The 12,057-nt window shown below is 54.4% G+C and carries 13 protein-coding genes and 1 pseudogene; 7 read left to right on the plus strand and 7 right to left on the minus strand.

The genetic code is table 11. The features are described from left to right. Positions 1-23 precede the first annotated feature (23 nt). Both GRI36_RS09000 and GRI36_RS09005 read right to left on the minus strand, forming a co-directional pair. Positions 24-1,229, minus strand: coding sequence for an exo-beta-N-acetylmuramidase NamZ family protein (locus tag GRI36_RS09000; RefSeq protein ID WP_160598161.1), 1,206 nt, complete (start codon positions 1,227-1,229; stop codon positions 24-26). Continuing rightward, the gene (locus tag GRI36_RS09005; RefSeq protein WP_160598162.1) at positions 1,226-1,747 is read right to left on the minus strand and encodes a DOMON domain-containing protein; all 522 of its coding nucleotides are present in this window, start codon (positions 1,745-1,747) and stop codon (positions 1,226-1,228) included. The genes GRI36_RS09000 and GRI36_RS09005 overlap by 4 nt, the downstream gene beginning before the upstream one ends. A gap of 89 nt (positions 1,748-1,836) precedes the next feature. Between GRI36_RS09005 and tyrS the strand changes: the two genes are divergently transcribed. From tyrS to GRI36_RS09035, 6 genes are all read left to right on the plus strand, one after another. Further along, the gene (gene tyrS, locus GRI36_RS09010; protein WP_160598163.1) at positions 1,837-3,066 is read left to right on the plus strand and encodes a tyrosine--tRNA ligase; all 1,230 of its coding nucleotides are present in this window, start codon (positions 1,837-1,839) and stop codon (positions 3,064-3,066) included. 110 nt (positions 3,067-3,176) lie between these two features. Continuing rightward, complete coding sequence (locus GRI36_RS09015) at positions 3,177-3,515, plus strand: PilZ domain-containing protein (protein WP_160598164.1); 339 nt, start codon at positions 3,177-3,179, stop codon at positions 3,513-3,515. 117 nt (positions 3,516-3,632) lie between these two features. Further along, positions 3,633-4,913, plus strand: coding sequence for an MFS transporter (locus GRI36_RS09020; protein ID WP_202392149.1), 1,281 nt, complete (start codon positions 3,633-3,635; stop codon positions 4,911-4,913). After that, positions 4,910-5,830: a cysteine synthase A gene (gene cysK, locus GRI36_RS09025; protein WP_160598165.1), complete on the plus strand. Its 921-nt coding sequence runs from the start codon at positions 4,910-4,912 to the stop codon at positions 5,828-5,830. The genes GRI36_RS09020 and cysK overlap by 4 nt, the downstream gene beginning before the upstream one ends. A 26-nt stretch (positions 5,831-5,856) precedes the next feature. Continuing rightward, positions 5,857-6,456: a DUF1214 domain-containing protein gene (locus GRI36_RS09030; RefSeq protein WP_160598166.1), complete on the plus strand. Its 600-nt coding sequence runs from the start codon at positions 5,857-5,859 to the stop codon at positions 6,454-6,456. Beyond that, entirely contained in the window at positions 6,450-7,025 is a 576-nt protein-coding gene (locus tag GRI36_RS09035) for a DUF1254 domain-containing protein (protein ID WP_160598167.1), read from the plus strand. The genes GRI36_RS09030 and GRI36_RS09035 overlap by 7 nt, the downstream gene beginning before the upstream one ends. 398 nt (positions 7,026-7,423) lie before the next feature. Here GRI36_RS09035 and GRI36_RS09040 read toward each other — a convergent pair whose 3' ends face one another. The 5 genes and pseudogenes from GRI36_RS09040 to GRI36_RS14030 form a co-directional block, all read right to left on the minus strand. Continuing rightward, positions 7,424-9,229: an acyl-CoA dehydrogenase C-terminal domain-containing protein gene (locus GRI36_RS09040; RefSeq protein ID WP_160598168.1), complete on the minus strand. Its 1,806-nt coding sequence runs from the start codon at positions 9,227-9,229 to the stop codon at positions 7,424-7,426. A gap of 21 nt (positions 9,230-9,250) precedes the next feature. Next, the gene (locus tag GRI36_RS09045; RefSeq protein ID WP_160598169.1) at positions 9,251-9,718 is read right to left on the minus strand and encodes a MerR family transcriptional regulator; all 468 of its coding nucleotides are present in this window, start codon (positions 9,716-9,718) and stop codon (positions 9,251-9,253) included. Between the two features lie 31 nt (positions 9,719-9,749). Further along, positions 9,750-10,133, minus strand: a complete 384-nt coding sequence (gene hisI / locus GRI36_RS09050) for a phosphoribosyl-AMP cyclohydrolase (protein ID WP_160598170.1) — start codon at positions 10,131-10,133, stop codon at positions 9,750-9,752. 327 nt (positions 10,134-10,460) lie between these two features. After that, the gene (locus GRI36_RS09055; RefSeq protein WP_328598413.1) at positions 10,461-11,024 is read right to left on the minus strand and encodes a ComF family protein; all 564 of its coding nucleotides are present in this window, start codon (positions 11,022-11,024) and stop codon (positions 10,461-10,463) included. A gap of 57 nt (positions 11,025-11,081) precedes the next feature. Next, a pseudogene (locus GRI36_RS14030) lies at positions 11,082-11,246 on the minus strand (double zinc ribbon domain-containing protein); the annotation flags it as partial. A 14-nt stretch (positions 11,247-11,260) separates the two neighbouring features. Between GRI36_RS14030 and GRI36_RS09060 the strand changes: the two are divergent. Beyond that, positions 11,261-12,055, plus strand: a complete 795-nt coding sequence (locus tag GRI36_RS09060) for a methyltransferase domain-containing protein (protein ID WP_235902212.1) — start codon at positions 11,261-11,263, stop codon at positions 12,053-12,055. The last annotated feature ends 2 nt before the right edge of the window (positions 12,056-12,057 follow it).

Raw genomic sequence — 12,057 nt, forward strand, 5'->3', positions numbered from 1 at the left:
CACCCCCAATCAGACATACACCCTTAATACAGCAGATGCTCCGCGACTGACTTTCGCCAAACTGCCTCGTCAGCCGAGGCAATCACCTCAAGGTCAACAGCGCATGATGCAGCGTCATCGACCCATTGGCGTAGCGCAGGCCCGCCGTTGATTACGTCGATCGCAAGCCGCTCCAGCTCATATTCATAGGGAAAATCGCGCCACAAATCGTAATCCGGATAGAGGTTGCGGATCGCCTTGAAAGCCAGCGCTTGCAGACGCCAAGGTTTGAAGGCGGCGTGATCGTAAAACGGCCCTTCCGCATGGATCATCAGCGCATTGCACAATTGGCCTTGATGCTTGTGAAACGTGGGTTCGAAATGGCATTCACGGATGGCGCAGCCTGCCATCCATTGCGGTGCGAAGCGGTGCATTTCGGCCAGCACCGCCGCTGCATCGATGTCCGGCGCGCCGAACAACACTTCGAGCGGGCGGGTTGTCCCCCTGCCCTCGCTCACATTCGCGCCCTCGATCATCACCGTTCCTGCATAGGCGCGCGCCATATTCACATTGGCGGCGTTTGGGCTCGGGTTGATCCAAACGCGGTCTTCGGGCCAACCATAGCCAGGTGCGGCGTCGGGTTTCCAGCCAGACATCCCGACTACACGATAGGGTACGTCGATGCCGCAATGTTTAATGAACCAATGACCCATCTCACCCATAGTCAATCCGTGGCGCATAGGCATAGGTCCGGCGCCGACAAAGCTCTCGTGACCAAGCTCCAGCAAAGTTCCTTCAATCGGGCGACCTGCCGGATTGGGCCGGTCGAGCACCCACACCTCTTTGCCGTGCTGTTCAGCCGCTTCGAGCAGATAGAGCAGCGTGGTGACGAAAGTGTATATGCGGCAACCAAGGTCCTGCAGATCGAACAGAAACACATCGGCGCTCGACATCATCTGGCCGGTTGGGCGGCGGACTTCGCCGTAAAGGCTGAAAATCGGGATACCATAGGCCGGATCGGTCTCGTCCTCGGTCTCGACCATGTTATCTTGCTTATCGCCTTTTAGGCCATGCTGCGGACCAAAGGCAGATGTCACGTTCACACCCGCTGCGATCAAGGCGTCGAGGGAGTGAGCTAGGTCGGTAGTGACCGAAGCGGGATGCGCCACCAGCGCGACCCGTCTGCCCTTTAATTCATCGAGCAGCGATTGATCCCCGAGCAGCCGGTCGATTCCGAAGAGAACAGTCACGAGACTGTCTCCAGAACAATCGCTCGGCAAACTCGGCTGTGAAATTCGGGTTTGCCATCTTCGAAGGCTATCGCCCAAAACTGGATATTTCCGTCTGTATCTTCGATAATCGCGTTGAGCGCGACATGAGCCGGCAAAGGCAATTCGGATCGTATTTCCGCCTCCAGCTCCAACTCGCGGTGATCGTGTGTGCACCCAATTTCAACGCCGTCTGCAGGTGCATCGCGGCTGTTCAATCTGAAATCATCAAAATCGTAACACGCCCACTTACTTGACGGAGACAGGTTTAATTCGCGGTAATAATTGCCGCTGACGGGCTGCCAGAAAATTTCAAAACAGGTGGTCTTCCACAAGTAATCTTCGCGGATACCGTCTGCCTGCTCGGGTATTTTGATCCGGCTGATATCGCCTTGCAGCGTGAACCGCGCGGTGCAGCCGCCCGGCGTTGGAGAAATTTCCGCGCTAACCGAGGTGATTGGTCCGGCGCTACAATCGGGATGTAGGATGAGGGAATGCATAGCACCCCTATTGCCCAGCAAATTTCACGCCGCAAGCCCAATAGAAGTTACTTACCGACATCGGATTTGCTTGCTAAAGCCGCGCTGCAATGACCCAATATACATCAGATCTCCTCCGCCTGCTCGACGAACGCGGCTATATCCACCAGATGACCGATGCGGCGGGGCTTGATGCGCTCGCAGCAAAGCAAATTGTGCCGGGTTATATCGGGTTCGACGCCACAGCGCCTTCGCTCCACATCGGCAGTCTGGTTCAGATCATGCTGCTGCGCCGCCTTCAACAATCCGGGCATAAGCCAATTGTCTTGATGGGCGGCGGAACCACTCGCATTGGTGACCCGACTGGCCGCGATGAAAGCCGAAAAATGCTGACTGATGAAACCATCGACAGCAATATCGCTTCAATTCGCACTGTGTTTGAGAAGCTTCTCAAATTCGGAGACGGACCAACCGATGCGATCATGGTCAATAACCAGGATTGGCTTGGCCAGATCGGCTATATTGAAATGCTTCAGAAGGTCGGCACGCACTTTACGGTGAACAGAATGCTGTCTTTTGACTCGGTAAAACTACGGCTCGAGCGCGAGCAACCGATGACCTTCCTCGAGTTCAATTACATGATCCTGCAAGGATATGATTTCCGCCATTTGGCCCAGGAAATGGGTGCCCGGTTGCAAATGGGCGGGTCTGATCAATGGGGTAATATCATCAACGGGGTCGAGCTTGGACGCCGCATGGACGGGACCGAGTTGTTTGGTGTCACAACCCCGCTGTTGACGACCGCGGATGGCGGCAAAATGGGTAAGACTGCCGCTGGCGCAGTTTGGCTTAATGAAGCGCAATTGCCAGCGTATGATTTCTGGCAATATTGGCGCAACACCGACGACCGCGATGTCGGCCGGTTCCTGCGCCTGTTCACCGATTTGCCGCTGAACGAAATTACGAAACTAGAAGCGCTCGAAGGCAGCGCGATCAATGACGCGAAAATTGTTCTGGCCAATGAAGTGACCAAACTTGTGCGGGGCGAAGATGCAGCGCGTTCTGCGGAAGCTACCGCAGCTCAAACATTTGCCGGTGGCGGCGCTGGCGAAGATTTGCCCTCCGTATCCGTGGGTGAAGAGGGCAAGCGAATCGGCGTAGTGCTCACTGAAATTGGTTTCACAGGCTCAAAAGGCGAGGCTAAGCGCAAGATTACAGAGGGCGCGGTCAAGCTGGGTGGCGAAACGATCAGCGATGCTGGCTTTCTGGTTAATGTAGCGGATGGGGAAGAATTAAAATTAAGCCTTGGTAAGAAGAAACACGGCATAATTACCCGCTAATCGACAGAAAACAGCGCTTTTGTCCCGATGTGAAACATAAAATTTTACAAATTATTTGCCTTTAGCATTCATAACAACTTCTCGGCTGAACAGGGAAGGGTCGCGGAATTATGAGTGTTGGAGCACAATTGTCAGTAACCGATTTGCGGCGCGCCGCGCGGCATCCGGTAGATTTTCCCGTCATCGCGGAGCACCACGATCGCGGCGATGTGAAAATGCACATCAGCAACTTGTCTGCGCACGGTTTTATGGTCGATGACGGCACGGAGCTTGGCCGCGGCGACCGCGTAATCATCCGCCTGCCGGTGGTTGGCAGGATCGAAGCCTACGTCATCTGGACCCGCGACGAACGCGCCGGTTTTCAATTTGAGCGCATCATTCGTCTCGATGATTTCGTCGCCATGATCGACACACTTCAGCCCAATCCCCGCTTACGCAGGAGTCGCTGACCCCAACTGGATTCAGCGTCAGCCAGCAATTTCAATCACTGGCTTAAAGCGAACCCTGCTTCCCTGAAACAAACTGTGGGCTTGGCACCTCCTTGAGTGACTGCCATGGCACGGATAATGACCGAGCCGACTTCACCCCTTCAAATTGCGGATTTCCGCAGGTTTTGGTGTGCTCGGTTTATTGCCGTGGCGGCCACGCTGTCGATGGTGGTGCTGCTGGGATATCAGACCTATGATATCGCCCGCGCCGATTATGGATATAGCCGCCAGGAAGGTGCGTTTCTCCTCGGTCTGCTCGGCCTTGCTCAATTTATACCCCTGTTGCTGCTAACGCCGGTTGCCGGATGGGTAGCGGACAAGTTTGATCGTCGCCATGTCGCGGCAATTGCCAATCTCACTGATTGCCTGATCGCGGGCGTGCTTGCGGCGATGACTTGGCTCGAAGCGCTCAATTTACCTATCTTGTTTACGCTCGCCGCAATGCATGGCGGCGCGCGCGTCTTCTTAGGCCCATCGATGAGCGCAATTGCGCCCAATATCGTGCCAGCCAAACTCCTGCCCAAGGCAATCGCTTTCAGTTCCATATCATGGCAGGGAGCGACCGTTATCGGCCCCGCAATCGGCGGTTTTGCCTTTGCCGAGGCGCAGTGGCTGCCACATGCCACATCGACTGTTTTGCTAGTGATGTCGGCGGCTCTGATCATGTCGATTCGCCCGGTCAAAGCCAGGCAGTCTGCCGTTCCGGTCCATCCCGTCCGGCAAATGGTCGATGGGGCGAAATTCACCTTTAAGCACCGGTTCCTGCTAGGCTGCATCACGCTGGATCTGTTCGCTGTCATTCTGGCAGGTGCGACCGCGCTGCTTCCCGTATTTGCGCGAGACATCCTACAGGTTGGTCCAGAAGGTCTTGGCATAATGCGCGGTGCGCCAGCATTAGGTGCTGCCGCGGTCGCACTGATTCTGTCGTTCCGACCGCTCGAAAATAATGTCGGTGTCAAAATGTTGTGGGCGGTGGTGGTGTTCGGCATCGCGACGATTGTGTTCGGCATTTCACGCGATCTGTGGCTTAGCCTCACTGCACTGGTGGTGCTTGGCGCAGCGGATATGATATCGGTGTTTGTCCGCTCCAGCCTCGTCCAATTGAACACGCCTGACGAGATGCGAGGGCGCGTTTCATCGATCTCTGGCCTTGCCATTTCAGCTTCTAATGAATTGGGCGAAATGCAGTCCGGAATTGCCGCCGGAATTTTGGGTGCAACGGGGGCGGTTGTTTTTGGCGGAGTCGGTGCAATATTGGTAACAGCATTGTGGGCATGGATTTTCCCCGAACTGCGCCTCGCCAAACGATTTACGTCCGAATATTTAGATGATGATCCGCCTAAGGAGAAACCAGTATGAGAGCCGATTCAGTCCTCGCCACTATTGGCAACACACCGCATATCCGGCTTTCGCGCCTGTTCCCGAACCATGAAGTCTGGGTGAAATCGGAACGTGGCAATCCCGGCGGATCGATCAAGGACCGGATCGGCCTCGCCATGGTCGAAGCCGCCGAAGCATCGGGAGATTTGAAGCCGGGCGGCACAATAATCGAACCGACTAGCGGCAACACAGGCATCGGCCTCGCAATGGTCGCGGCGGTAAAAGGCTACAAGCTCGTGCTGGTGATGCCCGAGTCCATGTCGCTGGAACGTCGCCGTTTGATGCTGGCATACGGCGCGACATTTGATTTGACCGATAAGGCCAAGGGCATGAAAGGCGCTATTGAACGCGCAACCGAATTGGTCGAGCAAACTGACGGTGCATGGATGCCCGCCCAATTCGATAACCCGGCCAATTTTGAGGTTCATGTGCGGACCACCTCACAGGAGATCCTCGCGGACTTCAAAGATGAGCCAATCGATGTGATGATCACCGGCGTCGGCACTGGCGGCCATCTGACCGGCTGCGCCGAAGAATTGAAGCGGCACTGGCCGAGCCTGAAGGCCTATGCGGTTGAGCCCGCACTCTCGCCCGTAATCGGCGGCGGCCAACCCGGCCCTCACCCGATCCAAGGCATCGGCGCAGGGTTCATCCCGGGCAATCTCCACACCCAAGCCATCGATGGCGCAATTGCGGTAGATGCAGAAGCCGCGAAAGACATGGCTCGCCGCTGCGCAGCCGAAGAAGGCCTGCTGGTCGGTATCTCCAGCGGCGCAACCCTGGCAGCGATCGCAAAGAAATTGCCTGAACTGCCCGAAGGCTCTCGTGTCCTTGGGTTCAATTATGATACGGGTGAACGGTATTTGAGTGTGCCCGATTTCCTGCCGGAGGCTTGAAACAAACCACAGCAAAGGCCCGTCCATTGAAAATCGTCGTTGGCTTCGTGATATCAATTGCAGCTGCAGCCACCGGTGCATGGGCGGGGTATGACAATGCCAAGGGGTTAATCCGCGGTGGCGATTCCATCTTTGATACGTTCAAAGAAACGGAATCAGGTTGGCTGTTCTCGGATGATATAGGGTCATCAAATGCGTCGCTGCTTGAGCGGGCACGCATTGCCGTGGGTGGTCCTTTGGGGCTTTCGTCCAGCGAGGTTCTCTATTTCATCGCGCTAAATGACAGCGAAGGCCGCAGGCTCACGTCGAGCTGCTCCTATGTGGTGACAGGCGTACCAATCGACACGCGTTGGTGGTCGCTGACGCTGTATGACAGCAGCACCCAGAACTACGTCGAAAACACGCAAAACCGTTCGAGCTGGAATAGTGCAGTATTGCCTAAGCGCAAGGATGGGTCATGGCAGATAATCGTTTCGGCTCAGTCTAGCGAAGGCAATTGGTTGCCGAGCCAAAAAATTGCAGACCAGCCATTCGAGTTGAATCTCCGGACCTATAATCCAAGCGACAAGACCCGGCAGGCTGCCCCCGATATCGCGCTGCCAATTGTGGAGCGGACAGGATGTTGAGCCGAAGCACGCTTGTTTGGGTTGCCACCGCTGTGGTGGCTGCAACAGCCGCTTTCGTCGGCGCCAAAGCCTTCACCATTTACCAAGCGCCCCGGATGGTCATGTCCACTATCGAAGACACCATCGCGCAGCGGGCTGGCGGTTGGAACGCCTGTTGGCATAACCGGCAATTCGGGCCGGTTCCAGGAGGTGCGAAGCGCGCTAATCCTGACAGTGTTGTGACCTTAATGGCTTATGATCTGTTCAACGGGCCGGTGCGAGTTTCCGGAGAGACATGGCCAGATTATTGGTCCATGTCCCTTTATCAGCAAAATTCAGATAATTATTTCGTGACCAATGATCGCGACATTGAACGCGGTAAATTCGATTTCATTATTGCCTTGCCCGGTCATAAATTGCCCGATCATAAATTCTCGGCGGCCAATACCCGCAGAATCAACTCGCCGACCAATAAAGGCATCATGCTGATCCGCCGCTTCGTGAAGGAAGAGGCGGATATGCCTGCTTTGCTCGAAAATCAGGATCTAATGCGATGCAACCCGTTGGCGCTACACGATCCTGTTGGCTAAGCACCGATGCGGATTGCTGGCAAAAGCGGCATTTCCTACATCTTGATGTGGCGTTATCCTGCTGTCGGCTATTTGAAATGTGAAACAGGACGGGATTATTTACGGACAATTCGTATCTGCCCCCCGAGCAAATGTGTAACCCGATTTCCAACACGAAAACCGCTGTTAGTCATGGGCTTACGAGAGGTGTGTTAGGTTACAGGTGTAACCCTGAACCCCACATACTCCCATGCACCTGCGCAGACTAGAACTTCGGGCTGGGATTTAGCCTACCAACAAAAAAGAGGCCCCGACTTTACGCCGGAGCCCCATTTAGCTCTTTTCCTGATCACGCCCCAGACCTCGCCCCAGACCTCGCCCCAGACCTAGCCCGGCGCGCTCCACAGGCTAGCGGATTATTACGCCGCTGTTTGGAATGCCTCAGCACCCAGCGCCATCATGCTGTCCGAACCCGTTTCCAGCTTCCGGCGTAGCGCTCCGGTGTCGGGCAAGAAGCGATCGCCATAGTACATAGCAGTGGCGATTTTGGCTTCGTAGAATGCTTTGTCGTCGGTGCCTTCCGCCAACTTTGTGTGAGCAACAGTCGCCATCCGCAGCCACATCAGGCCGAGCGAAACGATGCCCATGATGTGCATATAATGATGTGCGCCAGCGCCCAGGTGGTCCGGGTTTTTCATAGCATTTTGCATGAACCACATAGTGGCAGCTTTCTGCTCGCCGAGCGCTTTTTCAAGCTGACTTGCAAAAGGTGCCAGCGCCTCATTTTCCTTGGCCGCAGCGATTTCTGCATCAACAGTCGCAAAGAAAGTCTGGATTGCAGCGCCGCCATTTTGAGCGAGCTTGCGTCCACACAGATCCATCGCCTGAACCCCGTTAGTACCCTCGTAAATCATGGCAATGCGGCTATCGCGCACAAATTGTTCCATGCCCCATTCCTGGATGTAGCCATGGCCGCCAAACACCTGCTGCATATTGACCGCTATATCGAAGCCCTTATCGGTGCCGTAGCCTTTGATTACGGGTGTCAGCAGACTGATGATTTGGTCAGCCTTTGCCTTTTCCTCGTCAGTGCCGGCCTTATGCGTCAGATCAACTTGCAACGCGCCCCATAATGCCAGTGCGCGCATTCCTTCGACATAGGCTTTGGCATCCATCAGCATCCGGCGGACATCGGCGTGTACAAAAATCGGGTCGGCTTGGGCTTTAGGTTCGGCAGGTCCGCTCAGTGCGCGGCCCTGACGGCGGTCGAGAGCATATGCCACCGCGTTTTGATAAGCGACTTCGGCTTGAGCGTAGCCCTGAATACCAACTCCGAGGCGTGCTGCATTCATCATGACGAACATTGCCGCAAGGCCCTTATTCTCCTCGCCAACCATGAAACCGGTCGCTCCATCATAATTCATGACGCAAGTGGAGTTACCGTGGATCCCCATTTTCTCTTCGATGGACCCGCATTGTAAAGAATTGCGCGCTCCTAGCGAGCCGTCATCATTAACCATCACTTTTGGCACGATGAACAATGAAATACCCTTCGAACTGTCCGGTGCACCCGGCGTCTTCGCCAATACGAGGTGGATGATATTTTCAGTGAGATCATGTTCACCGGCCGAGATGAAAATCTTGGTGCCGGTGATGGCATAGGAACCATCAGCCTGCGGTTCGGCTTTGGTCCGGATCATGCCGAGATCCGTTCCACAATGCGGCTCGGTTAAATTCATGGTGCCTAGCCATTCATTCGCAATCATTTTGTGAAGATATTTCTCCTGCAGCTCAGGCGATGCTTTGGCGAGGATGGCGGCAACCGCCCCTCCGGTCAGGCCGGAATACATCGCAAATGCCTGGTTCGCGGTTCCAACGAATTCTTCGACTACAAAGCCGAGTACATGCGGCATACCCTGACCGCCAAATTCTTCCGGCTGGGCAATAGTGCCCCATCCTGATTCGCGATACTGATCGAACGCTGCCTTAAATCCGGTTGGCGTTGTTACGCTGCCGTCTGCGTGGCGCGTGCAGCCCTCTTTATCACCAACTTGATTGAGCGGAGCGATCACTTCCGAGCAGAACTTGCCTGCCTCATTGATGACAGTGTCGATCATATCGGCAGTCGCGCTTTCGAAGCCAGGCAATTTGTTGTAACTGGCCAAATCAAGCACTTCGTTGACGATGAAGCGGGTGTCGCGCGTTGGTGCGGTGTAGGTAGGCATGGTAGTTCCTTTTGAGTCTGATCAGCTCGCGGAGCTGTCGAGGTCCATATCTTCGATTTGTTCGATGAAGGCGGTGAGCTCCTTGATTGAGGAGTCTATGTCCGCCCGCTGATTTTTGAGCTTGGCCACATGGTTGCGGCATTTTTCAACCGTTACGCGGCGCTGTTCAACGCGGCCATCGTTTAGATCGTAAAGATCAATCATCTCTTTGATCTCGGTCAGGCTGAAACCGACGTTCTTAGCCCGCATAATCCAAGCAAGCCGTGCGCGGTCGCGCTTAGAATAAACCCTAGTAAGACCCATGCGCTTGGGAGCGACGAGCCCTTCATCCTCGTAAAAGCGGAGGGCGCGTGCGGTGCAATCAAATTCGGTGGTTAGATCCGATATGCTGAATTGCTCTCGGGAGAGCTTGTCAGGCCGGTCAAGATGGGCGCCAGCGTGGGCCTCTTTTAAGAATGGGGTTTTCTGAGCATCGCTTACGTTAGACATAGGCAGACTATAGCTACCCTTTACGTAAACGTCAATTCGATAGTGGGATGAGATCTTGCCCTTCTAGCTGACGGTAAAAGCAACTGTTTGAGCCCGTGTGGCATGTGGGTCCCGCTGGCGAACAAGTCAGAACCAACGCGTCTTGATCACAATCAACTGCAATAGCTTCAACCTTCAAGACATTGCCGGAACTCTCGCCCTTGCACCACAGTCGGTTACGAGACCGAGAATGGAAATGCGCCAAGCCGGTTGCTCTGGTGGCCGCCAAAGCCTCTTTATCCATGAACGCAACCATCAAAACCGACCGGCTTTTACCGTCAATCACTACTGCGGTAAGCAGTCCCTTTTCGTCAAACTTCGGCATAAAATTAGAGCCGGATTCTCGTTTCAACTTATCATTCTTGCTATGAACCATCACTCAAACTCACTCACAGGCCCTGCGAACTGCGGGCAAGATCTTTGTTGCACGATAACCACATCTGTTTTTCAAAATCCACGCCTACCGCAGTTCAGTCTTTCCACTTTGTTATCGGAGTGGAATTAGATACCCGTTACTTGAAAAGGTGGCAATCCAGAACACGGTACCGAAAGAGTGCCAGGTTCAGGGAGATAGGGATGCAGCAGGCCGAAACGCCAAGCGCTCCTGAACGATGAGGGATCAGACCTTGGCGCCCATCAAGGGGGGTGGTTGCCATAGCCGTGAGGCAGGTTTTCTTATATTCGTCACGTGGCGCCCGGGGTCCTAGACCTCGGGCGTTTCGCGTTCTGGTCGACGGACACTCAACTCTTCGTCGAGTACGCGGGCAAAGCAGCAAATTAGAACCTTGTTTGCACCCCCCTGTCTCAAAGCTTTGACGCATGCGTCGCTGGTTGCTCCGCTCGTGAATACATCATCAACCAAGACGATATTGGCACCAATGATTGAGGATTTCCTACTTCGCGAGATAACCATCGAACCTTGAAGCATTCGCTCCCGAGCTTTCTTACCCAATCCACCAAGTGCTTTGGTGCGCTTTGTCCGTATCAGTCCGTCAACCAGCAAAGGGCACTTCGCGATCTTAGCGATCTGGCGCGCCAGCAAGGCCGATTGATTGAAGCCGCGGGACCATAGTCGCGTCCTGTGCAGCGGTACCGGTATAAACAACCACTCGCCCTCCAACTCAGGCAATCGGGCGGCCATTAATTTCGAAAGCATATTTGCCAGCGCGATCCGTTTCCCATGCTTGAACGAAAGGATTAGTTTGCGCGATGTGTCATTATAGACTGTTGCCGAGGCAATACCATCGTGCCGCGGCGGATGTGCCAAGCAAGGGGCACATTGTGCAGTCTCTTGAACGATTACTCCTGCTCCGTATGGGCGTTGGCAGCTGCTGCATCCAGGCTTGCTGGGGATAACCAATTCGGACCAGCAATCAGCACATAGGCCGTTCTGTTCAGCTAATGCTGCACCGCAAATTGGGCACCGCGGAGGATAAATTAAGTCGACCGCTGGTCGCAATGCTTCCTTCAAATGTCTAAAGATTGCCATGGAGAGACAATGTCTTGCTTGCGCAAACTGTTCAAGCGCGGCAGTTGCGGCAGATGCAAAAAACGCCGCCTACCATTTTTAGTCCAAAGAAAAGAGCAGGAAAATGGGCGCGCGCTAAGCAGCGTCTGGCGTCTAGGCCATGCGAAAAACCTTTCTTACTGGCGGAGCTAACTGACGACATAATCGAGCGGATTCAATTCATGCAGGTTGAGCCGGGGTCGGCATTGGTTGTCGGTGATTGGGCCGAAGGATTGAGCAGATTTCTCAACGCCCATGGCTGGGCGGTAGCAACAGCCGAACTTGGCAAATTTGAAGAAGAAGCTCCTTACCCCTCGTCTAACTATAATCTCGTCGTCCATTTGATGGGACTTGGTCACGTCAATGATTTGCCCGGAGCCTTGCTCCATGCGAATGCTGCGTTGGCCGAAGGTGGAATATTCTTTGGAGCCTTTCCGGGTGCTGGTAGTCTGCCATGCATGAGGCAGGTTGCCATGGCAGCTGATGGTGACCGCCCTTCCCCGCGATGCCATCCTTTGGTGGATAATCAAGCCGCTGCGGCGCTGTTGCAACGTGCTAGGTTTAAGAGACAAGTGGTTGATAGCCATACAATTTTAGCGCGATATCAAACTTTTGATAAACTTGTCTCAGACCTCCGGGATCACGGGTTGACGAGCTCGCTTATGACAACGGCCCCACCGTATAATAAGACACGGCTTGCGCTAGCGCTTGACCAGTTTGAGAAACTTAAAGACCAAGACGGACGAGTCGTTGAAAACTTTGAATTACTGACGCTAACTGGTTGGAAATAAAT

This window comes from Pontixanthobacter gangjinensis (assembly GCF_009827545.1).
Taxonomy (GTDB): Bacteria; Pseudomonadota; Alphaproteobacteria; order Sphingomonadales; family Sphingomonadaceae; genus Pontixanthobacter; species Pontixanthobacter gangjinensis.